This window comes from Aliivibrio finisterrensis (assembly GCF_008933155.1).
Taxonomy (GTDB): Bacteria; Pseudomonadota; Gammaproteobacteria; order Enterobacterales; family Vibrionaceae; genus Aliivibrio; species Aliivibrio finisterrensis.
Window position 1 is genome coordinate 83,557 of the sequence record NZ_WBVP01000012.1, and the last position, 26,976, is coordinate 110,532.

Here is a 26,976-nt window from a genome sequence, read left to right on the forward strand (position 1 = left end):
AAATGGATATTGATTGGGCGTTATGCGCTCAAGTCTTCAGGGAATCAAGTCCGCTCATTTGCTGTTGAACTTAATATATGAACAGCAAAACTATCAAAGAATTTATTCTATTTTGGAGATAACAATGAGCGATTTAAAAGCAGCGGCACTACGTGCATTAAAATTAATGGATCTAACGACGCTTAACGATAACGATACAGATGAAGCGGTAATCGCATTATGTAAGAACGCGAAAACAGCAGTAGGTAATACAGCAGCTGTTTGTATTTACCCTCGCTTCGTACCTATCGCTAAGAAAACGCTGCGCGAGCAAGGCACACCAGAAGTACGCATTGCAACAGTAACTAACTTCCCACACGGTAATGACGATATTGCTATCGCTGTTGCCGAAACTAAAGCCGCTGTTGCTTACGGTGCTGATGAAGTTGATGTGGTATTCCCATACCGTGCGCTTATCGCAGGTGATGAAACGGTTGGTTTTGAACTGGTTAAACAGTGTAAAGAAGCGTGTGGTGATGTTCTGCTTAAAGTAATCATCGAAACGGGTGAGCTAAAAGAAGAAGCATTGATCAAAAAAGCGTCTCAAATCTGTATTGAAGCGGGCGCTAACTTCATTAAAACATCAACAGGTAAAGTGCCAGTTAACGCAACACCTGAATACGCACGCATGATGCTAGAAGTAATTCGTGATATGGGCGTAGCTAAAACGGTTGGCTTTAAGCCTGCTGGCGGCGTTCGTACTGCTGAAGATGCACAAGCATACCTAGCAATGGCTGATGATATTTTAGGTGGCGATTGGGCTGATAACATGCACTACCGTTTTGGTGCTTCAAGCCTACTGACTAATCTTTTAAATACATTAGAAGTAACTGAAGAAACAGCTGACCCATCAGCTTACTAGTTTCTCGTTACTTGATTTATAGCTAAAAAATAAATCGACTCAGGTGAGGCATTACCGTCTCACCTACCTCAACCCTACCTATATAAATTACCCAACCAAGATTGGGGAGGCACTAATGTATCTACCACAAGAGATTATTCGCAGAAAACGTGACAATAAAGTACTAACAACAGAAGAAATTAACTTCTTTATTCAAGGGGTTGCAAACAATACCGTGTCTGAAGGTCAAATTGCAGCTTTTGCAATGGCGGTCTACTTTAATGAAATGACAATGCCAGAACGTATCGCATTAACGTGTGCAATGCGTGATTCAGGCATGGTGATTGATTGGAGTCACATGAACTTTGACGGACCTATTGTTGATAAGCATTCAACAGGTGGCGTTGGTGACGTGACTTCATTGATGCTTGGTCCTATGGTCGCTGCGTGTGGTGGTTATGTTCCAATGATCTCTGGTCGTGGCTTAGGACATACAGGCGGTACTCTGGATAAACTTGAATCTATTGCTGGTTACAACATTATGCCAAGCAATGAGATTTTTGGAAAAGTAACTAAAGAAGCTGGTGTGGCGATTATTGGCCAAACAGGTGATTTAGCGCCGGCTGATAAACGTGTGTATGCGACTCGTGATGTAACAGCAACGGTTGATAATATTTCATTGATCACGGCCTCTATCTTATCTAAGAAATTAGCCGCGGGTTTAGACTCGTTAGTTATGGATGTTAAAGTAGGATCTGGTGCATTTATGCCAACTTACGAAGCATCTGAAGAGTTAGCAAAATCTATCGTAGCAGTAGCAAATGGAGCTGGAACTAAGACAACTGCACTGCTTACTGATATGAACCAAGTATTGGCCTCGACAGCCGGTAATGCATTAGAAGTACGTGAAGCGATTCGTTTCTTAACTGGTGAATATCGTAATCCTCGTTTATACGAAGTAACGATGGCACTATGTGCTGAGATGCTAGTCATTGCTAACTTAGCAAAAGATGAAAAAGAAGCTCGAGCTAAATTACAGACGGTATTAGATAATGGCAAAGCAGCAGAATGCTTTGGTAAAATGGTATTTGGTCTTGGTGGTCCAAGTGACATTATTGAAAATTACGATAACCACTTAGAAAGCGCACAAATTATTAAACCAGTATTTGCAGATAAAGCCGGTTTTGTTAATGCAATGGATACTCGTGATTTGGGTATGGTCGTGGTAGGTATGGGCGGTGGCCGTCGTGTTGCAACCGATACGATTGATTATGCGGTTGGTTTAAGTGATATGATCCGCCTTGGTCAAACAGCAGATACAGAACAACCACTAGCGATGATCCATGCTCGCAGTGAAGAACAATGGCAACAAGCCGCGGATGCGGTAAAAGCAGCAATCGTGATTAGTGAAGAACAACCAGAAATGACTCCGGAAGTTTATCGCAAAATTCGCCCTGAAGATGTGTAAGGAAGAAAACATGAAACGTGCAATAATTTTAGTACTAGATTCATTTGGTATCGGTGCCGCAGGCGACGCTGAAAAATTTGGCGATGTAGGTTCAGATACTATGGGTCATATTGCTGAGCAGTGTGATAAAGGCCTAGCTGACAACAGTAATCGTCAAGGACCTTTAACTCTTCCAAATCTTTCTAAACTTGGTTTAGCGATGGCAGGTAAAGAGTCTACAGGTCAATTTGCCGCAGGTTTAGATGCGAACGCTGAGATCATTGGTGCTTACGGTCATGCGGCTGAATTGTCTTCAGGTAAAGATACGCCTTCAGGTCACTGGGAAATCGCCGGTGTTCCAGTATTGTTTGATTGGGGTTACTTTTCTGATAAAACAAACAGCTTCCCTAAAGAACTGACTGATCGCATTCTTGCTCGTGCAAATCTTTCTGGTTACCTAGGTAACTGCCATGCTTCAGGAACTCAAGTACTTGATGATTTGGGCGAAGAGCACATGAAAACAGGCATGCCTATTTTCTATACCTCTGCCGATTCCGTATTCCAAATTGCCTGCCATGAAGAGACATTTGGTTTAGATAATTTGCTAACGCTTTGTCAGATTGCTCGTGAAGAGCTTGAAGATTACAATATTGGTCGAGTGATCGCTCGTCCATTTATTGGCTCTGGTAAAGGTCAATTTGAACGTACAGGTAACCGTCGTGACTTATCTCTTGAGCCACCAGCTGCGACTATCTTACAAAAATTAGTGGATGAAAAAGGCGGACAAGTTCACTCAATTGGTAAGATCTCTGATATCTATGCTGGCTGCGGTATTACTAAGAAAACCAAAGCGACAGGTATTCCTGCGCTGTTTGATGCGACTAAAGACGCAATTGAAACAGCAGGTGATAACACCATCGTATTTACAAATTTCGTAGATTTCGATTCAGCGTATGGCCACCGTCGTGACGTTGCAGGTTATGCAGCTGCGTTAGAGTACTTTGATGGTCGCCTTCCTGAAATCATGGATATGCTGCAAGAAGACGATATTCTTATTTTAACGGCGGATCACGGTTGTGATCCAACATGGCCGGGTACGGATCATACTCGTGAGCATATTCCAGTCATTGTTTATGGTCATAAAGTACCAGCGGGTTCATTAGGCCGTCGTGATACATTTGCCGATATTGGTCAAACCTTAGCAGAGTACTTTGAAACCTCTGATATGGAATATGGTAAATCGTTCCTATAAAAAATAATAAGCAGTAGAGCTCTCTCTACTGCTTTTTTCTATTTACAGTTAAATAAGCAAGGATATAAATTATGGCTACTCCACATATTAATGCTGAAATGGGTGATTTTGCAGACGTAGTACTGATGCCTGGTGACCCAATCCGAGCAAAATACATTGCTGAGACATTCCTTGATGATGTAGTGCAAGTATGTGATGTTCGTAACATGTACGGTTTTACAGGTACTTATAAAGGTCGTAAGATTTCAGTTATGGGCCACGGTATGGGTATCCCATCATGCTCAATCTACATGACTGAGTTAGTAAAAGATTTCGGCGTTAAAAAAGTGATCCGTGTTGGTAGTTGTGGTGCGGTTAATGAAGGCATTAAGTTACGTGATGTAGTCATTGGTATGGGCGCATGTACGGATTCAAAAGTGAACCGCATCCGCTTTAAAGACCATGACTTTGCAGCGATTGCTGATTATGAAATGGTTCGTAATGCAGAGCTAGCTGCTCAAGCGCGTGGCATCGATGTAAAAGTAGGTAACCTTTTCTCTGCTGAGTTGTTCTACACACCAGATCCAAGCATGTTTGATCTAATGGACAAATACGGCATCGTAGGCGTAGAGATGGAAGCGGCGGGCATGTACGGAGTGGCTGCGGAATACGGAGCAAAAGCATTAGCAATTTGTACCGTATCGGATCATATTAAAACCGGTGAGCAAACAACCTCTGATGAACGAGCAACGACATTTGATGAAATGATGTTAATTGCACTAGATTCGGTACTGCTTGGCGACAAGTAGTAAAATATTTAGAAATAAAAAGGCGATGAGGGTAACTTCATCGCCTTTCTTTTTATGCTTTACCACCAAATAATGTGGTAACTGGTTTACTCGAACGCTCTTTTTTTCGTAATAAAGCCATAATCATCATCCCTGAAACTAAACTGATTATTAACATACCAAACATTAAGCGATCGCTTTTACGGTAATGGTGATTAGCAAACCCTGTCAGTGTCGACTTCTCAAAGGTGACTCGAAGAAAGCCAAGTAAACGATCTTCTTTGATTATCGGTTCGATTAACTGTTGGCGACCAATACCATCTATAGAGAGTGGCGTATATAACCCTGTAATTTGTGAAGCAGTCAGCGCATTATCACTTTTGGCTAGGATCCCACCTTCTGCATCGTATATTGTTGCATCAAATACGAGAGGTTCTGTGGCTAAATTATTAGCCAGTTGCAGTAAGCCTTCGTGATTGTCTTGTTTTATATTCTCAACAGAAAAGAGAGCAGCTTGGCGTACCATAGTACGACTAAGATCTTGCAGCTGCTTATTTTGGATAATTTGGTTATTGTCACTGATAACGGTACTGTTGATTAAGATAAAGTAACTGAATGCAAGAAGGGAAATTAGCATTAGGCTTTTTACAATAAAATTTTGAGAAAGCATCGAGATCACCATGCAAATTAGAATAGGGGAATTATACTCAATTTACATAAAAATAGCAGTTTATGTTGTTTGGCTCTTGCTCATCTGCTCTGCAATCGGTATTTTTGAGATAGGATTAGTAAGGATACGAATCATGGATATAATAACCCCATTCTCAATTAAGAAAAATATACCCCTATTAAAGCGTTTCTCATCAACTCAAGAAATCACCCAATTGGATCTAAAACAGACTAGGTGGATTGTATATAGTTCCCATTTATCGCAACATCACTTTCAACATATTGACTTCTTTATTGGCGAGCAAAGTTTAGTACTCGCGACTTGGAAAGTTGGGCATTATGATGTCGCAGCGATGGCAGGTGAAATGACGCCTGAACATAAAACGATTCTTGATGCACTAGAGTTAGATTACGCTGAAGTTAAAGATATTCCTGATTTATCAAAGCCTGGAATTATCTTATTTGATATGGATTCAACAGCAATAGAAATTGAGTGCATTGATGAAATCGCCAAATTAGCAGGTGTTGGAAAACAAGTTTCAGAAGTAACCGAGCGCGCAATGCAAGGAGAGCTTGATTTTAAAGAGAGCTTAATTCAGCGGGTAGGAACCTTAGCCGGAGCTGATGAAGCTATTTTAGCTAAAGTAAAGTCAGACTTGCCTTTTATGAATGAAATCAGAGAGTTGGTTGCTACCATGCATAAATACGGTTGGAAACCTGCTATTGCCTCTGGTGGTTTTACTTATTTTTCGGATTATCTTAAAGACGAATTAAATTTAATACACGCACAATCAAATCAACTAGAAATCGTAGACGGTAAGCTCACAGGGAGAGTGTTAGGTGACATTGTTAGTGCTGAAACTAAAGCTGAGATTTTAGTCGAGTTAGCAGATAAATATGATATTGAGATAAGCAATACCGTTGCCGTTGGTGATGGAGCCAATGATCTGGTAATGATGGAGGCTGCTGGTCTTGGGATAGCTTATCATGCCAAACCTAAAGTTCAACAACAAGCTCAAGCAGCCATTCGTCATGCTGATTTAGGTGGCGTTGCTTGTATATTGTCAGTATCTTTATTACTGAATAAAAAATTGAGCTGGTAAACATAAGCAAATAATAAAGCCGATGTATTATCGGCTTTATTAAACAATAAATGAGATAGAATTTACCCTAACTCAAGTCGAATTAATACTTCATCAGTAATATCAGCGATTTCACCACAGCCGACAATACTTGATAATTCATTTTCAAGTGCTCGAGCATAGTGAATTGCATGCTGTGCAAGTTGACTCAACTCACTCTCTGATGTGGTTGATAATGGATTTTTAACCGCTGTAGTAGTCACTCTGATAGCTAAAAATTCACCATGTTCTTTTGCTTTCTTTATAAAAGTTAAGCGATCGTTATATGAACTGAATTCCTGCAGCATGCGAGTGAAAACAGATTTGATCTTCCCATCTTTAATCACAACCGCAAGGTAGATTTCGTGATGATGCGAACGTTGATTTGCGGGTGTTTTTAATGGTTCAACCAGCAATTGACGTACCCTTGTTTTAAAAATCGGTTCTAAATTGAGGGTGTTTTCATCCCCTAAATGCTGCCAAATCTTATTTAGGCGGTTGAGAGGGAAGTTAACCCCAATACAACGAGTCTTAATTTTATGGTTATCTTTTTCGATAAAAAAAGGTGTTGTCGTTAGTTTATTAAGCAATAATTGATGCATAATTTTCAGCATCTCCATGGATGGAAGTTGCTCATAATCCATCGGTAATCTTTCAATATTATGCTCGATTAAGCGGCTTAAAAATGCTTTGCTTTTTTGGGTTTTTAAGCTGTCTTCAATATGAAGCTGGATATTAATACCATTAGAAGCGACTTTTAATACATGATATCCAATGCGACTTAGTGGCGTATTTTTATCTAAACTCTGCAAATCATTAAATGTTACTTTTACGTCTGATTTTTTTGTCAGTTGCACCGCTTTATCTAATTGAATTGAGAGTCCATTTATTGATATATCTAATGTTCTTCCTGTCACATCGCCAAGCTGAGGGTGATGTAAGGTCACGAGAGTTTGATAGTTAAACCTAGGCTCTGTTCGACGAGGTGCTGAATCAAAATAAAGTGCATGCGCTTGGCTGATTGGTGCCGTGGCATGACGATATGGGTTTAATTCTTTAGGCGCAAGTGCTGGTTTATCTGTTAAGAGATAATCCTTCTGTGTATCGGGTAAGCTGATCTCTGTTAAGATCCCCATGTGCGTTAGAGTCGAAAGTACGCCTTCCATCTCAGGAGCAACGGTAAGCAGGCGTTCTTTGTCTTCTTTTTCTAGTTCAAAAAGAGAAAGGCGGATCACCTTCCAGCTCTTTCGTTTAGCACCAATATGCCAGAATAGTAGGCGTTCCTGCTGAGTCCCTTCTGAAGACATCATTGAATAGAAAAGTTCTCTATCTTCATGATCATGTTTAAAACTGTAAAAATGTGTTCGACTGGCTTTTAACCCTGGCTTGGTTAAAAACTGCATACGCTCAGCTTTAAATAGGTGATTTATTACTGGTTGGTTCTTTTCGTCATGCCAGTGCTTCCAAAGGGATTCATTATGATCGGTAAGGATAGCATATTTTAAGACATCACCAGAGAAGAATAACGGGATGTTAGTGGTATGACGTAAAAAACAGTGCTCGTACCCTTGCGTTCGTACGCGGACAACTTGATCTTTTTGATCGTGCAGAGTTCGACGTTTATTTTTATTCAGCTTTTCATCAATGGCGATAGAGATAATATTGTGGTTAGCTTCCATTTTAAGGCGCAACCAACGATAACTGTCGCTTTCTTCACTGTCATGAATACCAAGAATTCGATATGGGAAATCACCATTAAGATCTTTAATGCCTGTTTCTTTTGCAAGAGTAGGGAAGCTGACTTGAACAATTTGACCTAAACCATATTCGAAAGCGGCAGGAACTTTGATTTTGGCACCAGAAGAGGAAAGATCGCTACTCGTACCATGAATTAGATTGCCATTTGGTAGAAGTACGGTAACTTGCGTTGACATGCGTAAACGGTTTTCACTTCGTGTTAGATAATGACCAAAACGAATTAGTTTGGTTTTAAATAAACCGTCATCGTTTTTATCTTCAGATGTTGAAATCAGTTCTTTATTTTTATGTAAAACGCGAAAATTATTTCGTGTATTGGTTAATGCTTCCCATACACCTTCGGTATAGCTGCCATAACGTTCAATGCTTTTATGGTAGGTATTTATGGCGACATCATCTAACCAATGAGTATAGCCATCTAGTTCGTATTGATGGCATTGCCCTTTTACTCTCCCCCGTAAATCAATGCTTTTTTTACAAGGCGTCATGATACGCTTCAACTCAATTTTGACGATTAAATTAATTGATGCGTGTTCATGAGCCATGACTTGATTACAAACCAATTCAAAATCTGGTTCGCCAAATACAGGGATAAGTTGTTCTACGTAGCTTTGATATTCTTCTTGCTGCATGATTTCTGGTACAGTAATAACAATCTAATGGGGTTATCGGCAGAGTTGCTTAAATATTTAACACTATACGTTAAATAGTAATACCCATCACTTTAACTATTTATATGTCGGTGATATATGGCAAAAGCAAAACGCGCCTATGTTTGTAATGATTGTGGAGCAGACTTTCCTCGTTGGCAAGGCCAGTGTAATGCTTGTGGGGCATGGAACACGATTACAGAGGTTCGATTGGCCGCTTCTCCACAGGTGGCTCGAAATGAACGACTGTCTGGAGGTGGTTATGCAGGGGCAGCGATAGACTCCGAAGTACAAACGTTATCGAGTATTGATCTACAAGAGGTCCCTCGATTTAGTAGCTCATTTAAGGAGTTCGACCGTGTTTTAGGTGGTGGGATTGTTCCTGGTGCTGCAATTTTAATTGGTGGTAATCCTGGGGCGGGCAAATCGACACTGCTTTTGCAAACAATGTGTCGATTAGCCACTGAAATGCCAACGTTATATGTCACTGGTGAAGAATCGTTACAGCAGGTAGCTATGCGAGCTTCCCGTCTTGGGTTACCAAAAGATAACTTAAAAATGTTGTCCGAAACCAATATTGATAAGATTTGTCAGGTCGCTGAAAAAGAGCAACCGAAAATCATGGTTATTGATTCAATTCAGGTCATGCACGTAGCGGATGTTCAATCATCACCAGGCAGTGTCGCACAAGTTCGTGAGTCAGCAACCGCTTTAACTCGATACGCAAAACAAAATAATGTGGCCATTTTCTTAGTGGGCCATGTAACCAAGGATGGCACTTTAGCAGGGCCTAAAGTATTAGAGCATATTATTGATTGTTCCGTATTACTTGATGGTAGCGCTGATAGTCGTTTTAGAACGCTTCGCAGCCATAAAAACCGTTTTGGCGCGGTGAATGAGCTAGGTGTCTTTGCTATGACCGGACAAGGACTGAAAGAGGTGAGTAATCCATCAGCGATTTTCTTATCTCGTGGAGAAGAAGAAACTTCTGGCAGCTCAGTGATGGTGGTATGGGAGGGGACACGCCCATTACTAGTTGAAATACAAGCGCTGGTTGATTATTCTCAACTTTCAAATCCGAGACGTGTATCGGTGGGTTTAGATCAAAATCGATTGTCGATGTTGCTTGCGGTATTGCATAAACATGGAGGTTTGCAAATGGCAGATCAAGATGTTTTTGTTAACGTAGTCGGTGGCGTTAAAGTGGCTGAAACCAGCGCGGATTTGGCGTTAATTATTGCACTGTTATCCAGCTTTAAAGAACGACCATTAGCAAAGGATGTTGTTGTGTTTGGTGAAATAGGCCTTGCTGGCGAGATCCGCCCAGTACCAAGTGGGCAAGAGCGTTTAATGGAAGCCTATAAACATGGTTTTAAAAAAGCGATTGTCCCAGTGGCTAATATGCCTAAAGGTGGCATTGAAGGCATGCAAATACATGGTGTAAAAAAATTATCTGAAGCAATTGATGCTTTTGATGAATTATAAAGATTGAATTTATTACTGATTTTTTCCGATTTTTTATTTGAAATCGTGTAATTTCATCTATAATTTCCTCAAGCAGAACGTACGCAGAGCTTATTTGGGCTAAATTCTATCCAAAAATAGAACAAAGCATGTACCAATTGGCAGTTTGTGTTATACTCTGCGCGCATTTTCTATCCTATTAATAGAGTAAAACAATGACTGATTTATCTAAATACAGAAATATTGGTATTTTCGCGCACGTTGATGCGGGTAAAACTACCACAACTGAGCGTATCCTAAAACTTACTGGTCAGATCCACAAAACTGGTGAAGTACATGATGGCGAATCTACGACTGACTTCATGGAACAGGAAGCTGAGCGCGGAATTACTATCCAATCAGCAGCTGTAAGTTGTTTCTGGAAAGATCACCGTTTTAACGTTATCGATACTCCGGGACACGTTGACTTCACAGTAGAAGTTTACCGTTCTCTTAAAGTACTTGACGGTGGTATCGGTGTATTCTGTGGTTCTGGTGGTGTTGAACCTCAATCAGAAACTAACTGGCGTTACGCGAACGAATCAGAAGTTGCTCGTATCATCTTCGTTAACAAACTAGACCGTATGGGTGCTGACTTCTTCCGTGTTGTTAAGCAAACTGAAGACGTACTAGGTGCTAACCCACTAGTCATGGTTCTACCAATTGGTATCGAAGACGATTTCGTTGGTGTTGTTGACCTTCTAACTCGTAAAGCACACATTTGGGATGATTCTGGTCTTCCAGAAAACTTCGAAATCACTGATGTTCCTGCGGACATGGTTGATCAAGTAGAAGAATACCGTGAGATGCTAGTTGAGACTGCTGTAGAGCAAGACGACGATCTAATGGAAGCTTACATGGAAGGCGAAGAGCCATCTATCGAGCAACTAAAAGCATGTATCCGTAAAGGTACGCGCACAATGGACTTCTTCCCAGCATTCTGTGGTTCTGCATTTAAGAACAAAGGTATGCAACTTGTTCTTGATGCTGTAGTTGATTACCTACCTTCTCCAACAGAAGTAGATCCTCAACCGCTAATGAACGAAGAAGGCGAAGAGACTGGCGAACACGCTATCGTTTCTGTAGACGAAACATTCAAAGCGCTAGCATTCAAAATCATGGATGACCGTTTTGGTGCACTAACATTCGTACGTATTTACTCTGGTAAACTAAACAAGGGTGACACAATCCTTAACTCGTTCACAGGTAAAACTGAGCGTGTTGGCCGTATGGTTGAGATGCAAGCGAACGATCGTAACGAATTAACTTACGCGCAAGCTGGTGATATCATCGCTATCGTTGGTATGAAAAACGTGCAAACTGGTCATACTCTGTGTGATCCTAAGCACGCAGTAACGCTTGAGCCAATGGTATTCCCTGTACCAGTAATCTCAATCTCTGTAACGCCTAAAGATAAAGGCAGTACTGAGAAAATGGGTATCGCGATCGGTAAAATGGTTGCAGAAGATCCATCTTTCCAAGTTGAAACTGACGAAGAAACTGGCGAAACAATCCTTAAAGGTATGGGTGAGCTTCACCTAGACATTAAAGTTGATATCCTTCGTCGTACATACGGTGTGGACCTAACTGTTGGTCAACCTCAAGTTGCTTACCGTGAAACTATCACTCAACCTGTTGAAGATAGCTACACGCATAAGAAACAATCTGGTGGTTCAGGTCAGTTCGGTAAGATCGACTACGTTATGAAACCAGGTGAAGTTGGTTCTGGCTTTACGTTTAAGTCTTCTGTTGTGGGCGGTAACGTTCCTAAAGAATTCTGGCCTGCAATCGAGAAAGGCTTCAAAGGCATGATGGAGACTGGTGTTCTTGCTGGTTTCCCTGTTCTTGACGTTGAAATCGAACTTCTAGATGGTGGTTTCCACGCAGTCGATTCATCTGCAGTAGCATTTGAAATCGCAGCGAAAGGTGCATTCCGTCAATCTATGCCAAAAGCTGGTGCACAACTTCTTGAGCCAATCATGGCTGTAGACGTGTTCACTCCAGATGATCACGTTGGTGATGTAATCGGTGACCTTAACCGTCGTCGTGGCATGATCAAAGACCAAATGGCTGGCGTAACAGGTGTTCGTGTTAAAGCTGACATCCCTCTTTCAGAAATGTTTGGTTACATTGGTTCACTACGTACAATGACTTCTGGTCGTGGTCAGTTCTCTATGGAGTTCTCTCACTACGCACCTTGTCCTATGAACGTAGCAGAGCAAGTAATTGCTGACGTTAAAGAAGCTAACGCTAAGAAGTAATTCTGGCTAACGCTCTTTAATTAAAAAAGCCCCGCAAGTTTACTTGCGGGGCTTTTTGTTTTTAATCGATTTTCACAAGTAAGAATGATCAAATACTTATGTAGATTGGTATTATTCAGATTAATTTAATTTTTCTGCTTTTTCTTTATGACGTTGAAGTTTTAAATAGATATTCTCTACCCGCACTCGCGCCCACTCGGTTTTTCTTAAAAATTTCAAACTCGATTTAATGGTTGGATCAGATTTAAAACAATTAATGTTAACCATGTAGCTTAGTTCTTCCCATCCATAGTGCTCCACTAATTCAGTTAAGATTGCCTGTAAGGTTACGCCATGAAGCGGGTTATTTTGCTGTGTCATAATATCGCCATTTTTCTTGAATTAGGGTAAGTATAGCATTCACCCTTAAAGATATTCATAAAAAATGGGAGCATAATAGGCTCCCATGTATATTTGATTATTTAGTTTCCAATTAACGCTTAAATGACACCACTTCTGATTCATCTAAAGTAATGATTGTTGTTGCTGGTTGCGTTTCTGAAATTACATTACCTTGGCGAATCGAGTAACGAACAGGTACTTGACGACGTAATGCATCAAAACCATTTTCTGCAGGTAAAATAATTAAGTTACCTGGCTTGCCTTCCTCAATGCCATAATTATCTTGAATATTCAGGGTTCGTGCTGACTTGTAGCTGATTAAGTCAAGCCCTTGGTTGATTTGGTCATACCCCATAATTTGGCAAACATGCAGCCCCATATGCAGAACTTGTAGCATATTGGCAGTACCTAGTGGATACCATGGGTCAAATACATCATCATGACCAAAACAGACGTTGATATCGCTGGCAAGCATCTCTTTTACGCGGGTAATACCGCGACGTTTAGGGTAATCATCAAAGCGGCCTTGTAAGTGAATATTCACTAATGGATTGGCAACAAAGTTGATACCTGACATTTTCAATAAACGAAAGAGGCGAGAAGCATAAGCGCCATTATAAGAGTGCATCGCTGTTGTATGGCTTGCTGTGACTTTTTCACCCATATTAAATTTATGAGCTAGAGCGGCAAGTGTTTCTACAAAGCGTGATTGTTCATCGTCAATTTCATCACAATGTACATCGATCAAGCGGTCGTACTTTTGTGCTAATTCAAAAACGTAATGTAAAGATTCAACGCCGTATTCACGAGTGAATTCAAAGTGTGGAATGGCACCAATAACATCAGCACCAAGTTGTACGGCTTCTTCTAGTAACTCTTTACCATTTGGATAAGAAAGAATGCCCTCTTGAGGAAAAGCAACGATTTGAATATCGACCCATTCTTTCATCTCCTCCTTAACTTCTAGCATTGCTTTTAAGGCAATCAATGTTGGATCAGAAACATCAACGTGAGTACGAACGTGCTGAATACCGTTAGCAATTTGCCATTTAAGTGTTTGTTTGGCACGGCTCTTAACATCTTCAATGGTTAGCAGTTGCTTACGTTCAGACCAGCGCTCAATACCTTCAAAAAGGGTTCCTGAGATATTCCAACTTGGCTCGCCAGCAGTTTGAGTTGTATCTAAATGAACGTGAGGCTCACAAAAGGGCGCATTAGCAAGACCGCCTTCCGCATCTAGTACCTTGCCTGAGTAGGAAAGTTGTTCTTCATTTGAAGCGATTTTATTGAATTGACCATCTTGGATTAAGATTTGGAATAACCCTTCTTGATCTCGTAATGTTACGTTTTTAATTAATAAATCAGTCATAAGAATTCTTCTATGCAGCTTCTGTTTCAGAGGCTTTTTCTTTGTTTAAAAGAGGGTTCAGTAGTAGGTAACTTAGTGCGCCACCAAACACAGCATTTACAGGTACAACACCTGGTAGGAAATTACCAGCAGCAACACCAATAATAACCGCAATAATAGCCGCCCAATTAATCGTTTTGAATTTGGCGTTTTCGAAATCCATATAGCGTTTACGGTTCATAAAGAAATCAGCGATGATAACGCCGCCAATTGGCGGAATAGCGACAGATAAGAAAGTTAGCCATCCAACAAAGTTATTATACAACCATAGGGCGCACACAGTACCAATTAAGCCATTTAACATTGAAATGTATTTACTTGGTAGACCAGTGATATTCGAGAACCCGAGACCTGAGGCATATAGTGCATTATCGTTAGTTGTCCAAATGTTTAGCCCTAGCACAATGATGGCAGGAATCAATAAACCTTGAGCTATCATTACTTCTGAAATATCAGACTGGCCAGTCACAGAAGCGCCTGCTGCACCAAAGATAAACATCAGTGAGTTACCAATAAAGAAAGCAATCATAGTAATGGCTACGGCTCCCATCGGCTTTTTACCAAATCGCACAAAATCAGCAGTCAATGTACCAGCGCTTACAAAAGAGCCTACAACCATCGCAAGTGCAATTGAGAAATCCATTGGTTCAGTCGGTTGGATTTTTTGTAGTTCAGCTACACCACCAATACTGTCAACGGCAGTCAATACTGAATAACCACCAAGTACTGCGATAGCTGGAACCGCAATCATGGAGAGAACCATTAATGCTGAAATGCCAAAATAAACGGTAACGGTCATTAATAGACCTGAAATTACGATTAATGCATTGGTGTCAATACCAGTGGCTTTTTGAACTGGAATTGCAAACATGGCGACACCAACCCCAAACCAACCAACTTGAGTACCCCCAAGTAAAAGAGATGGGATCCATGAGCCTTTAGAACCGAAAGAGAAACGAGCGAGAAGATGAGTGGAGAGACCAGTTGAAGCGCCGATGTAGCCAAGAAAAGAAGTGTAAATACCGAGGATTAAATTACCAATAAGAACAGCGAGGAAGAAGTCATCAAAAGAGAGCCCAGTGCCAAGAGAGCCACCTGTCCACATACTTGCAGAAAAGAAGGTTAACCCTAGCATTACTAATGTCAGGGAAACCGCACCTTTTCTTGCGGTTTTAGGCACAGCACTCAAGCTGTAATCATTGTCATTCGACATATCCGTTCCTCATCTGTCTTGATTTTCTGGTCAGTTTTTTGATAAACGGACAGGAGTCTAAATGGAATAACAATAATGTCAATAACGAAGTTGTTATTTTATTTGGTTTGTAATTTAAGTTGTTGAATTATAATTATTTGTAATTTTTATTGATTATAATTATCTCAATTGCAAACGATTGTTTTTATAGAATGGGTATGAAAAAGTCTTTTTTGGTAGATAATTGGACTTAAATGCATTTAATTTAAATAAACGTCTAATTTGAATCTGTAAATAAGGTTTTTTATCTCATTATTTATCTGAGTTGGGTCAGGTTGAGATTTTTCGAGCAAAAAAAAACCTCAAACATATAATTTTGCATGTTTGAGGTCGATAGTTTACTTAGAGCTTTATTTATTTTTGTTAACTAAGGCTTTTTATGGGTTATTCCCATATTATTTTTTTATCCTTAGGCCATGATGATGCGAATTCATGGTATTTCTTTTCTAAAATATGGCGTTTTATTTTTAATGTTGGGGTTAAAATACCATTCTCAATTGACCACGGCTCTTTGATCATTAATATCCCTTTTAGTTTTTCATGAGACTCTAATCCACTGTTAATTGTCTCTAAGTTTTTAAGGGCTGTGCGCTCATAACGTGCTTGGTCAAAATTAGGGTAAGCATGTGGAATGGCGAGTAAAATAGGTCCGGGTAGGCCAGAGCCAATAAGACACATCATTTCTAAATTGCTAAGATCGAAAATACGTTTCTCAATAGGAACAGGAGCAACAAATTTTCCTTTTGCGGTTTTAAAGGTGTCTTTTTTACGACCTTGAATGGTTAAATAACCTTCAGAATCAATAGAGCCAATATCTCCGGTATGTAACCAACCTTCGTTATTAAAGCTTTCTGCTGTTGCTTCATCATTTTTATAGTAACCAGCAAAAAGCCCATCGCCTCTTACTAATATTTCTTCATCGTTAGCAATTTTGAGTTCAACGCCAGGGCCTGCAGATCCAACGCTGCCGACTTTATCGGAGCGATAAGGATAATTCAATGTGCTATAGGCAAAGGTTTCAGTCATTCCCCATGCTTCGGTTATGTTTAATCCAATACTTTCATACCATTTTAATAATCCTGCGGAGACTGGTGCAGAGCCACACCCTAGTACACGAGCTTGGTCTAACCCTAAACCATCTGCCAGCTTGCGTTTAATTAACCCGTTAACAAAAGGGATCTTCAGTAAAATGTTTAGCTTCTTCTGCGGTAGCTTATCTTGAATTCGTTGTTGGAATACGGTCCATAACCTTGGTACTGAAATAAATAGCGTAGGGCGATGCATTTTTACATCATCAATGAAAGTATCGAGTGACTCTGGAAAAGCGGTTTGGATACCACCAAAAAAAGCAGAACCTAGGATGTATACACGTTCAGTAATGTGAGCAAGAGGCAGGTAAGAAAATAGACGATCGCCTGCTTGTATACCAATATGATTAATAAGGTGTTTTGATGAATGACTAAATCCACCAAAGGTGAGCATTGCCCCTTTTGGTAATCCAGAAGTTCCTGAGGTATAAACAATTGACATTAGGGTATTGTTATCATGCTCGGGCCTAAACTCGGATGGTTGGTATTGTTGAATTAGTTCATCAAATTGATATTGGCATTTTGCGGCAGAGTCATAATTAAAAGCAATGGTGTTTATCTCTGGAAGGTTTTCCATCGCTTTTTGAGTGGCGTTAACATCATCAAGTTTTCCTACGATAAGGATTTTACTTTCGCTGTGAGTTAAACAGTGTTCAATTGTTTCAAGGCCAGCTGTTGGGAAAATAGGAACACTGACAAAATCACCGAGCATTAAAGCGAGATCCGTAATAAACCATTCAGCGCAATTTTTCGAAATTAAAGCAACCCTATCTTTTGGTTTAACGCCTAACTCTTGCAAGGATGTCACTAGGCGGAGTGCTTTATCAGCCACTTCAGAAAAAGTGTAATCCACAAATTGCCTATTTTTAATCTGACGAAGGAAAACGTCATTAGGTTTTTTTTCGGCCCATTCAAGCATTGCTTGGTGAGGAAGTTGTGGGTTTGTATTGTGGTTTAATACTGATTGGCTCATAGGGGCATCCTGCGGTTTATCGTTATTATTCGTTGTTAATTTTATGTTAATTAAATATCCTTTTAATGATTCAGTCAAATTTTAATCAAAATAATGAGAACTTTATAAGTGAGTATTTGCACTAATACCAATGTGGTTAATTAGATGATCATTATTGGAACTAGTATAATTCGAGGGTTTCAAAAATAATATAAAAAAGCCCGCCTATAACAGTTCATAAGCAGGCTTTGGGGTTTAGTACTGTTTCTTGGTTATAGAAGAGCTTTTAAGCGATATAGTTCTTCTAATGCCTGGCGTGGTGTTAAATCATCCGGATTTACATTAGATAGCGCTTCTTCAACTTCGCTTGGTTCTGGGATCAAAGAGAGTTGATGTTCTTCTTTCACTTGCGCGCTTGGTGGTAATACTGATGTATTTTTAGCGCTTTCAAGTTGCTGAAGTTTTAGTTTTGCTTTCTTAATAACGGTTTTTGGAACACCCGCTAAAGAAGCGACAGCAAGACCATAAGATTTATTTGCGGCACCATCTTGAACTGCGTGCATAAAGGCAATTTCATCGCCATGCTCTACGGCATCAAGGTGTACATTCGCTAAGCCATTAAATAAATTAGGTAATTCAGTTAACTCAAAATAATGCGTGGCAAATAAAGTCATGGCGTTAATCTTTGTTGCTAGCCATTCTGCGCTTGCCCACGCTAGCGATAAACCATCATAAGTACTTGTGCCACGACCAATCTCATCCATAAGTACCAGACTATACTTGGTGGCATTATGAAGGATATTCGCGGTTTCTGTCATTTCAACCATGAAAGTTGAGCGCCCAGACGCTAGGTCGTCCGAGGCGCCAATACGTGTAAAGATACGATCGAGCAGACCTATTTTTGCTGAATCAGCAGGGACATAACAGCCAACATGAGCCATTAATGCAATGAGTGCTGTTTGACGCATATAGGTCGATTTACCACCCATGTTAGGCCCGGTAATGATCAGCATCTTACGGTCATCATTTAAATTGATTGGGTTGGCAATAAATGGGTCTGTCATTACCTGCTCAACAACAGGGTGACGGCCCCCTTTTATTTCCATACCAATACTTGAAGATAGTGTAGGGCGACAATAATTCAAGGTGTCCGCACGTTCTGCTAAGTTACTCAGTACATCTAACTCTGAAATCGCATTCGCCATTAATTGAAGTTGTTCTAAGTGTGGAAGAAGTTGATCAAATAGTTCTTCCCATAACTTTTTCTCTATTGCTAGTGCTTTAGATTTTGAACTTAGGACTTTATCTTCATGCTCTTTTAATTCAGCAATGATATAACGTTCAGCATTTTTCAATGTTTGACGGCGAACATAATGTGCGGGTGCTTTATGACTTTGCCCTTTACTGATTTGAATATAAAAGCCATGTACGTTGTTATAACCGACTTTTAATGTATCAATGCCGTGACGTTCACGTTCTTCTTGTTCTAGCTTATCTAAATATTGAGTTGCACCATTGGCTAGATCTCGCCATTGATCGAGCTCTTCGTTATAACCATCAGCTAAAACACCACCATCACGAATGATCACTGGAGGGTTGTCTTTTATTGCACGCTCTAAAAGCTCACAAATTGAATCGATTGGTTGTGCTAGTTGAGCTAAGTTTTGTAAATGAGTTTGCTTAAATTCTTGTGCGGTTTGAGCTAGTTCTGGTAACTGTTGCAGTGCATTACGTAAGCGAGCAAGATCTCGTGGTCGAGCTGAGCGTAATGCAAGTCGAGCGAGAATACGTTCTACATCACCAATGTTTCTTAACTGTGGAGACAGTTCGTTAAATAGCGCTTCATCTTTTAATTCCCCAATAGCATCAAGACGTTGGTTTAATACATCATGTGTTCTAACAGGTTGATGTAACCAGCGTTTTAACAGACGGCTACCCATTGCGGTTGCTGTATGATCAAGTACTTCTGATAACGTATGATTGAATCCACCCGCTAAATTTTGGGTGATTTCAAGATTTCGACGTGTCGCCGCATCTAGGATCACTGAGTCATCTTGATGATCCATTACGATGGAGCGAATATGAGGCAGAGTAGTACGTTGAGTGTCTTTTACATATTGAATAAGACAGCCAGCAGCACATAAACCAAATTCAGCTTTTTCAACCCCAAAGCCAACCAAGTCGCGAGTTCCAAATTGTTGGTTTAACTGTTGTTTAGCAGTATCAAGCTCAAATTCCCATACTGGGCGACGACGATTACCATTTCTTTTTTCTAATAAATGAACTGGTTCAAAATCTTCACTGAATAACAGCTCAGTTGGGGCTGTACGTTGCAGCTCGGCAAGCATCGCTTCTTCAGTATTTGGCTCTGAGAGTTTAAAACGACCAGAGGTGATATCTAATGTAGCGTAACCAAAATGGCCTTTATGATGATAAATAGCGGCAATTAAGTTATCAAAACGTTCAGGAAGAAGCGCTTCATCAGTTACAGTACCAGGGGTAACGATACGAACAACTTTACGCTCAACAGGACCTTTACTCGTCGCTGGGTCACCCACTTGCTCACAAATCGCAACCGATTCACCTTGCTGAACTAATTTGGCTAAATAGCCCTCAACAGCATGGTAAGGAAGGCCTGCCATTGGGATAGGTTCGCCTGCAGAAGAGCCTCGTTTAGTTAAAGAGATCTCAAGCAGTTGAGAGGCTCGTTTCGCATCATCATAGAAAAGCTCATAAAAATCGCCCATACGATAGAACAGTAAAATATCCGGGTTTTCAGATTTTAAACGCAAGTACTGTTGCATCATTGGGGTGTGTTTTTCAGTTGATTTTGTTGCCACAACGAGACCTAATGAGTGTAGAAAATATTTGTTGCTAAGAATACGTGAATCAAAGCAGCAATCAAAGATAGAATGGATAAAATTCGAATCAAGATGGAAAGAATCTAATGGATATGGTGAAAAATATGCAACTTGCCCAAAAAGTTGGTGAGTTATTAATGCAACAAGGTAAGACCATGGCATGTGCAGAGTCTTGTACTGGTGGGGGGGTGGCTTTCTGCGCGACAGAAAATGCAGGAAGTTCCGCTTGGTTTGAGCGTGGTTTTGTTACTTACAGTAATGAATCAAAAAACGAATCACTGGGCGTTAGTTTAGAGACATTACAGCGTTTTGGTGCTGTGAGTGAGCCCGTAGTAAAAGAGATGGCTAAAGGTACTTTGGTGCACAGTAACGCTGATATTACGGTTTCAATTAGTGGTATTGCTGGCCCTGGTGGTGGGAGTGATGAAAAACCTGTTGGGACCGTTTGTTTTGGCTTTGCTGATAAACATGACTGGCATTATGAAACTACTGTATATTTTACTGGTGAACGCTGTGATATTAGAAAAAGTGCGATCAAATATGCATTTCTCACATTAAAGAATCGTTTGTTAGATCTTAACTAATTCAGAAGGTTAAGTGTTATTTAGTCGAAATTATATCGAAAGTTAAAGAAAAAATGATACAAGCCTATAGACACTGTATGAATAGACAGTATACTACTGGTTATTAACTGATTACGTGATCTAGAGTAACTGGAGAATCAAGATGGACGATAACAAGAAAAAAGCACTGGCCGCCGCATTAGGTCAAATTGAAAAACAATTTGGTAAAGGTTCAATCATGAAGTTGGGCGATAACCGCACAATGGATGTTGAGACTGTGTCTACTGGTTCTTTATCTCTTGATATTGCACTTGGTGCTGGTGGTTTACCAATGGGTCGAATCGTTGAGATCTTCGGTCCTGAGAGTTCAGGTAAAACAACATTAACTCTTGAATTAATAGCTGCAGCACAGCGTGAGGGTAAAACATGTGCCTTTATCGATGCTGAGCATGCTCTAGATCCTGTTTATGCTAAAAAACTTGGCGTAAACATTGATGAATTATTAGTTTCTCAACCTGATACGGGTGAGCAAGCTCTAGAGATCTGTGATGCGTTAGCGCGCTCTGGTGCTGTTGATGTAATGGTTATTGACTCGGTTGCTGCGTTAACACCAAAAGCTGAAATTGAAGGTGAAATGGGCGATAGCCACATGGGTCTTCAGGCACGTATGCTTTCTCAAGCAATGCGTAAGTTAACGGGTAATCTAAAACAATCAAATTGTATGGCTATCTTCATCAACCAAATTCGTATGAAAATTGGTGTGATGTTTGGTAACCCAGAGACCACAACGGGTGGTAATGCACTTAAGTTTTATGCATCAGTTCGTCTTGATATTCGTCGTACAGGCGCAGTAAAAGATGGCGACGAAGTGATTGGTAACGAAACACGCATTAAAGTTGTTAAAAATAAAATTGCAGCACCATTTAAGCAAGCTGAAACTCAAATCTTATACGGAAAAGGGTTTAACCGCGAAGGTGAATTAATTGATTTAGGTGTTAAGCATAAATTAGTTGATAAGGCGGGTGCTTGGTACAGCTATAACGGCGACAAGATTGGTCAAGGTAAAGCAAACGCTTCTAAGTTTATGCGTGATAACGTAGCCATTGCTTCGGAACTAGACGCTAAATTACGTGAGCTGTTACTGACTCCAGCAGAAGATCAGCCAGAAAGGCCAGATGTGACTTCTGAAGTAGAAGAAAACGAAGAGTTCTAAATCGCTTTCTTTGAAAATAAATGCAGACAAAAGCCAAACCACAGTGTTTGGCTTTTTTGTTTCTATTTATTGAGAATCTATCAGTGATATTCTAAAACCCTCCTTATTCCTCATTTGATCACTTTACTTATCTATATTTCGCTTGCATTTGCGTATACAATGTTCGAAATTCTGTCTAAAAAACACTGCTTGTCTTAACTGAGTACAAGAGTGAGTTAACCTACGATTCAATCAGGAATACCTACATGTATATGAGCACTGACGAGATCCGCCGTGCGTTTCTTGCTTTTTTTGAAAGCAAAGGACACCAAATTGTTGAGAGTTCTTCTCTAGTTCCAGCAAATGACCCAACTCTTTTATTTACCAACGCAGGTATGAACCAATTTAAGGATTGTTTCCTAGGTTCAGAAAAACGTAACTATACTCGTGCAACAACGGCTCAACGTTGTGTTCGTGCTGGTGGTAAGCATAACGATTTAGAAAACGTAGGCTTTACTGCTCGTCACCATACTTTCTTTGAAATGCTAGGTAACTTCAGCTTTGGTGATTACTTCAAGCAAGATGCAATCAAGTATGCTTGGGAGTTTCTAACAGAGCGTCTAGAACTGCCAGCTGACCGTTTATTAGTCACTATTTATGAAACTGATGACGAAGCTTTCGAAATCTGGAATAAAGAAATGGGTATTCCAGCAGATCGTATCGTACGCATAGGTGACAATAAAGGTGCACCTTACGCATCAGATAACTTCTGGCAGATGGGTGATACTGGTCCTTGTGGTCCTTGTACTGAGATTTTCTACGATCACGGTGAGCACATTTGGGGTGGCCGTCCAGGTTCTCCTGAAGAAGATGGCGACCGTTTCATTGAGATTTGGAACAACGTATTTATGCAATTCAACCGTCAAGCAGACGGTACAATGGAACTGCTTCCTAAGCCATCAGTAGATACAGGTATGGGTATTGAGCGTATTGCAGCAATCATGCAAGGCGTTCACTCAAACTATGAAATTGATATCTTCCAAACACTAATTAAAGAAACAGCAAAAGTAGTTGGTTACGATGATCTTTCAAACCAATCTCTACGTGTTGTTGCTGATCACATCCGTTCTTGTTCTTACTTAATTGTTGATGGTGTTATGCCATCAAACGAAGGTCGTGGTTACGTATTACGTCGTATTATTCGTCGTGCGGTACGTCACGGTAACAAGTTAGGTGCTAAAGGCTCTTACTTCTATAAATTAGTTGGTCCATTGGCTGAGATCATGGGAACCGCTGGTGAAGAGCTGAAAAAACAGCAAGCGCTAGTTGAAAAAGTTCTTAAGATTGAAGAAGAAAACTTTGGTCGCACACTAGAGCGTGGAATGGTAATTCTAAACGAAGCGTTAGATAACCTTGACGGTACGGTTCTTGATGGTGAAACAGTATTTAAACTTTATGATACTTACGGTTTCCCTGCTGATTTAACCAATGATGTTGCTCGTGAGCGTGAATTAACTATCGATGAAGATGGTTTTGAAAAAGCGATGGAAGAACAACGTCAACGTGCTCGTGAAGCGGGTCAATTTGGTACTGATTATAATGCAGTGATCAAAGTTGAATCTGAAACAGTATTCCACGGTTATGATTCGACTGAAGCAAAAGCAACGGTATTAGAAATCTTCCGCGAAGGTGAAGCCGTTGAGACTCTTTCTGCTGGTGATGATGCGATTCTAATTTTAGATGCAACACCATTCTATGCTGAGTCAGGTGGTCAATCTGGTGATGCCGGTATCATTACTGTTGAAGCGGGTAAGTTTGTTGTTACTGATACTCAAAAAGTAGGTAATGCAATTGGTCACCACGGTAAGTTAGTTGAAGGTGTATTATCAACGGCTGATAGTGCAATGGCCCAAGTTGATGAAGCTCGTCGTACTGCGATTACTTTAAATCACTCAGCAACTCACTTATTACACGCAGCACTTCGTGAAGTACTCGGTGAGCACGTAACTCAAAAAGGCTCATTAGTTAAGGCGGAAGGTTTACGTTTTGACTTCTCTAACCTTGAAGGCGTAAAAGCTGAAGAATTACGTAAAGTTGAGCGTATTGTTAACCAGCAAGTGCGTTTAAACCATGAGATTGAAACAAATCTAATGGACATTGATGCAGCGAAAGAAAAAGGCGCAATGGCTCTATTTGGTGAGAAATACGACGATGAAGTTCGTGTTCTTTCTATGGGGGAGTTCTCAACTGAATTGTGTGGTGGTATTCATGCATCAAGCACTGGTGATATTGGCTTATTTAAAATTACGTCAGAAAGTGGTATTGCTGCAGGTATCCGCCGTATTGAAGCCGTTACTGGTGAAGCAGCATTAGACGCGATTGAAGCACAACAAAAATCAGCAGATAAAAAGCTGAATGAAGCTGTATCAAAAGCAAAACAACTTGAGAAAGAGATCCAACAGCTTAAAGATAAGCTAGCGTCTCAAGAAGGTGCAAATCTGATCAATCAAGTTCAAGACATTGCCGGAACAAAAGTGCTTATTGCTCAGTTAGATGGTGCAGAGAGTAAAGCGCTTCGTGGCATGGTCGATGAGCTTAAAAATCAAATTGGTAGCTGCGTTATCATGTTAGGTAATGTGAATGACGGTAAAGTTGGTTTAATTGCTGGCGTAACTAAAGATCTTATTGGCCAAGTGAAAGCGGGTGAATTAGTGAATATGGTTGCACAACAAGTTGGTGGTAAAGGCGGCGGTCGTCCTGATATGGCTCAAGCTGGCGGTACTGATGCTAATGCATTACCTGCAGCACTAGCTTCCGTTGAAGCTTGGCTAACTGAGCGTCTGTAATAGGTCGTATCGGTGGCATTAATCGTACAAAAGTATGGTGGTACATCAGTTGGATCCGTTGAGCGGATCCAATCTGTTTCTGAACGCATCATTTCAACCCAGCAGCAAGGACATGATGTTGTTGTTGCTGTTTCTGCTATGGCGGGTGAAACCAATCGTTTAATGAATTTGGCAAATCAAATGAGCGAGGTTCCAGAACCACGTGAATTAGATATGTTGCTTTCTGCTGGCGAGCAAGTTTCTATCGCGTTATTAGCCCTATCTTTAAATCAAAAGGGCATTAAAGCTATTTCTTTAACGGCTGATCAGGCTGGAATCTACACTAACAATAGATTTAATGATGCAACTATTGAGCATATTGAAACCGATTTAATAACTCAGTGGGTAGATAAAGGTTATATTGTTATTGTTGCTGGTTTTCAGGGGCGAGATAAGAATGGCAACATTACGACATTGGGAAGAGGCGGCTCAGATACCACGGCGGTTGCTTTAGCTGCTGCATTAAATGCAGATGAGTGCCAAATATTTACTGATGTTGATGGTGTGTATTCTTCAGATCCTCGATTTGTATCTAATACACGTCGTTTAAAAGAAATCTCTTTTTCAGATATGCACTTATTAGCAAAGTCTGGAGCCAAAGTATTACAGGAGCATTCTGTCGCTCACGCCTGGAATTCATCGGTTACCTTACGGGTATTATCATCATTTGATGATGGTGAAGGGACACTGATTTGTGAACAACCGGTAGAGAGCAAAGGGGTAACTGGTTTAGCGCTTAAGCAGGATTTACTCCTAATAGAGTGTAATGGCTTTTTAGAAGAAGAGTTGATTGATTTACGTAAACAGTACCCTGTGTTAATTGAAAGGTGTGATTGTTTTCAAATTGTTGTGCCAAAAGCGGCTTTTTTACAATTGAAACTGGCATTTAGCACAAAAATACGCAATATTAGTAGCTTATCAATTCTGACGTTAGTTGGAGATAAGGTTGAAGGGATGGCAGACTCTGCTTGCAATCAACTAATGGCTAATTTTGTTGATATTTATCAGCATAGTATAGCGCCTAAAAGTTTTTCGGTTATCGTGAATCAAGCTGATTTAGAACGAGCGGCAGATATTTTACATAAAACGTTTGTTATTACAGAGCAATCACAAGATAATGACCTTATGATCGCTGTTTCTTGAGCAAAGACGTTTATGAAAATAAGCGATAACGGACAAAACATACATTTATTATAAAACTGAGATAACTCAAGGAGCATTCGAATGCTAATTTTGACTCGCCGTGTAGGTGAAACTCTTATGATTGGTGACGAAGTAACAGTTACTGTACTAGGCGTTAAAGGTAACCAAGTACGCATTGGTGTTAATGCACCTAAAGAAGTATCTGTACACCGTGAAGAAATTTATATGCGCATTCAAGCGGAAAAAGGTACACCTGCAGCATCGCAAGGTAACTTTTAATTTCGTATGAATAGGGTTAACAGTGTTGACCTTGTTTGTTTTTATTTAGCATTTATGAGTAAAAATAAACAAAATAAAAGGCGCAAACTAGGGATAACGTTTTATTTTTGTTCGCTTTGGTCATTTCATAGGCTGTTAAACAAAAAACGTTATTTTTTACTAAGAAAGTCATTGACATATTTTTGGTAAACCGTAATATGTGCCTCCTCAAGACGGTGAGGTGGCCGAGAGGCTGAAGGCGCTCCCCTGCTAAGGGAGTATGCGGTTTATAGCCGCATCGAGGGTTCGAATCCCTCCTTCACCGCCATTATTGATTCATGTTGATCTTTATGGTCAGCAAGAAGAAAAAAGAATTATTGTGCGCTAGTAGCTCAGCTGGATAGAGTACCTGGCTACGAACCAGGCGGTCGGAGGTTCGAATCCTCCCTGGCGCACCATTCTTTCATTGGTAAGTGATTATCAATAACATAGTTATTTAGTAGATGACTATAAGCAAATTTACACGGTGAGGTGGCCGAGAGGCTGAAGGCGCTCCCCTGCTAAGGGAGTATGCGGTTTATAGCCGCATCGAGGGTTCGAATCCCTCCTTCACCGCCATTATTTGTTTCTGTTGATTTTACATCAGCAAAAACATAAAAGAATGAGTGTGCGCTAGTAGCTCAGC

19 protein-coding genes and 3 tRNA genes are annotated in these 26,976 nt (G+C 40.3%); 15 read left to right on the forward strand and 7 right to left on the reverse strand.

Annotated elements, in window-relative coordinates; all coding sequences use genetic code 11:
* Window positions 1-124 precede the first annotated feature (124 nt).
* The 4 genes from deoC (at window position 125) to deoD (ending at window position 4,367) form a co-directional block, all read left to right on the forward strand.
* Entirely contained in the window at window positions 125-901 is a 777-nt protein-coding gene (gene deoC / locus F8B77_RS11710) for a deoxyribose-phosphate aldolase (protein ID WP_122036691.1), read from the forward strand.
* A gap of 115 nt (window positions 902-1,016) precedes the next feature.
* Complete coding sequence (deoA, locus tag F8B77_RS11715; RefSeq protein WP_151655481.1) at window positions 1,017-2,348, forward strand: thymidine phosphorylase; 1,332 nt, start codon at window positions 1,017-1,019, stop codon at window positions 2,346-2,348.
* Window positions 2,349-2,358: 10 nt separating this feature from the next.
* Window positions 2,359-3,579, forward strand: coding sequence for a phosphopentomutase (locus tag F8B77_RS11720; protein WP_151655482.1), 1,221 nt, complete (start codon window positions 2,359-2,361; stop codon window positions 3,577-3,579).
* Between the two features lie 71 nt (window positions 3,580-3,650).
* A complete protein-coding gene (gene deoD, locus F8B77_RS11725; RefSeq protein WP_060992425.1) occupies window positions 3,651-4,367 on the forward strand; it encodes a purine-nucleoside phosphorylase in 717 nt (238 codons plus the stop codon).
* Between the two features lie 52 nt (window positions 4,368-4,419).
* Here deoD and F8B77_RS11730 read toward each other — a convergent pair whose 3' ends face one another.
* Window positions 4,420-5,016 (reverse strand): YtjB family periplasmic protein, encoded by a 597-nt coding sequence (locus F8B77_RS11730; protein ID WP_151655483.1) that lies wholly within the window; start codon window positions 5,014-5,016, stop codon window positions 4,420-4,422.
* A gap of 133 nt (window positions 5,017-5,149) precedes the next feature.
* Here F8B77_RS11730 and serB point away from each other — a divergent pair, with 133 nt between their 5' ends.
* A complete protein-coding gene (serB, locus tag F8B77_RS11735) occupies window positions 5,150-6,118 on the forward strand; it encodes a phosphoserine phosphatase (RefSeq protein WP_167512812.1) in 969 nt (322 codons plus the stop codon).
* A gap of 62 nt (window positions 6,119-6,180) precedes the next feature.
* Here the strand turns inward: serB and F8B77_RS11740 are convergent, their stop codons facing one another.
* Complete coding sequence (locus F8B77_RS11740) at window positions 6,181-8,526, reverse strand: PilZ domain-containing protein (protein WP_151655484.1); 2,346 nt, start codon at window positions 8,524-8,526, stop codon at window positions 6,181-6,183.
* Between the two features lie 117 nt (window positions 8,527-8,643).
* On the opposite strand from F8B77_RS11740, the gene radA reads away from it, so the two are divergent.
* Both radA and fusA read left to right on the forward strand, forming a co-directional pair.
* Window positions 8,644-10,029 carry a DNA repair protein RadA gene (radA, locus tag F8B77_RS11745; RefSeq protein WP_151655485.1) on the forward strand — a complete coding sequence of 462 codons (1,386 nt, stop codon included), beginning with the start codon at window positions 8,644-8,646 and terminating at the stop codon, window positions 10,027-10,029.
* A gap of 194 nt (window positions 10,030-10,223) precedes the next feature.
* Complete coding sequence (gene fusA / locus F8B77_RS11750; protein ID WP_151655486.1) at window positions 10,224-12,308, forward strand: elongation factor G; 2,085 nt, start codon at window positions 10,224-10,226, stop codon at window positions 12,306-12,308.
* Between the two features lie 120 nt (window positions 12,309-12,428).
* Here the strand turns inward: fusA and F8B77_RS11755 are convergent, their stop codons facing one another.
* From F8B77_RS11755 to mutS, 5 genes are all read right to left on the reverse strand, one after another.
* The gene (locus F8B77_RS11755; protein ID WP_130046839.1) at window positions 12,429-12,668 is read right to left on the reverse strand and encodes a VF530 family protein; all 240 of its coding nucleotides are present in this window, start codon (window positions 12,666-12,668) and stop codon (window positions 12,429-12,431) included.
* Window positions 12,669-12,780: 112 nt separating this feature from the next.
* Entirely contained in the window at window positions 12,781-14,058 is a 1,278-nt protein-coding gene (locus F8B77_RS11760) for a cytosine deaminase (RefSeq protein ID WP_130046838.1), read from the reverse strand.
* Between the two features lie 10 nt (window positions 14,059-14,068).
* Window positions 14,069-15,310: a cytosine permease gene (gene codB / locus F8B77_RS11765; protein ID WP_151655487.1), complete on the reverse strand. Its 1,242-nt coding sequence runs from the start codon at window positions 15,308-15,310 to the stop codon at window positions 14,069-14,071.
* A 423-nt stretch (window positions 15,311-15,733) separates the two neighbouring features.
* Window positions 15,734-17,410 carry an AMP-binding protein gene (locus F8B77_RS11770; RefSeq protein ID WP_151655488.1) on the reverse strand — a complete coding sequence of 559 codons (1,677 nt, stop codon included), beginning with the start codon at window positions 17,408-17,410 and terminating at the stop codon, window positions 15,734-15,736.
* A 251-nt stretch (window positions 17,411-17,661) separates the two neighbouring features.
* Window positions 17,662-20,196 carry a DNA mismatch repair protein MutS gene (mutS, locus tag F8B77_RS11775; RefSeq protein ID WP_208846140.1) on the reverse strand — a complete coding sequence of 845 codons (2,535 nt, stop codon included), beginning with the start codon at window positions 20,194-20,196 and terminating at the stop codon, window positions 17,662-17,664.
* A 140-nt stretch (window positions 20,197-20,336) separates the two neighbouring features.
* Here mutS and F8B77_RS11780 point away from each other — a divergent pair, with 140 nt between their 5' ends.
* The 8 genes from F8B77_RS11780 to F8B77_RS11815 all read left to right on the forward strand — a co-directional run bounded on the left by F8B77_RS11780 (window position 20,337) and on the right by F8B77_RS11815 (window position 26,909).
* Complete coding sequence (locus tag F8B77_RS11780; RefSeq protein ID WP_151655490.1) at window positions 20,337-20,834, forward strand: CinA family protein; 498 nt, start codon at window positions 20,337-20,339, stop codon at window positions 20,832-20,834.
* A 142-nt stretch (window positions 20,835-20,976) separates the two neighbouring features.
* Window positions 20,977-22,026 (forward strand): recombinase RecA, encoded by a 1,050-nt coding sequence (recA, locus tag F8B77_RS11785; RefSeq protein WP_151655491.1) that lies wholly within the window; start codon window positions 20,977-20,979, stop codon window positions 22,024-22,026.
* A gap of 245 nt (window positions 22,027-22,271) precedes the next feature.
* Window positions 22,272-24,851, forward strand: a complete 2,580-nt coding sequence (gene alaS / locus F8B77_RS11790) for an alanine--tRNA ligase (protein ID WP_151655492.1) — start codon at window positions 22,272-22,274, stop codon at window positions 24,849-24,851.
* 12 nt (window positions 24,852-24,863) lie between these two features.
* On the forward strand, window positions 24,864-26,033 hold the full coding sequence (locus F8B77_RS11795; RefSeq protein ID WP_151655493.1) for an aspartate kinase: 1,170 nt from the start codon (window positions 24,864-24,866) through the stop codon (window positions 26,031-26,033).
* A gap of 81 nt (window positions 26,034-26,114) precedes the next feature.
* The gene (gene csrA, locus F8B77_RS11800) at window positions 26,115-26,312 is read left to right on the forward strand and encodes a carbon storage regulator CsrA (protein WP_005417777.1); all 198 of its coding nucleotides are present in this window, start codon (window positions 26,115-26,117) and stop codon (window positions 26,310-26,312) included.
* Between the two features lie 214 nt (window positions 26,313-26,526).
* A tRNA-Ser gene (locus F8B77_RS11805) sits at window positions 26,527-26,619 on the forward strand.
* A 53-nt stretch (window positions 26,620-26,672) separates the two neighbouring features.
* A tRNA-Arg gene (locus tag F8B77_RS11810) sits at window positions 26,673-26,749 on the forward strand.
* Between the two features lie 67 nt (window positions 26,750-26,816).
* Window positions 26,817-26,909, forward strand: a tRNA-Ser gene (locus tag F8B77_RS11815).
* The last annotated feature ends 67 nt before the right edge of the window (window positions 26,910-26,976 follow it).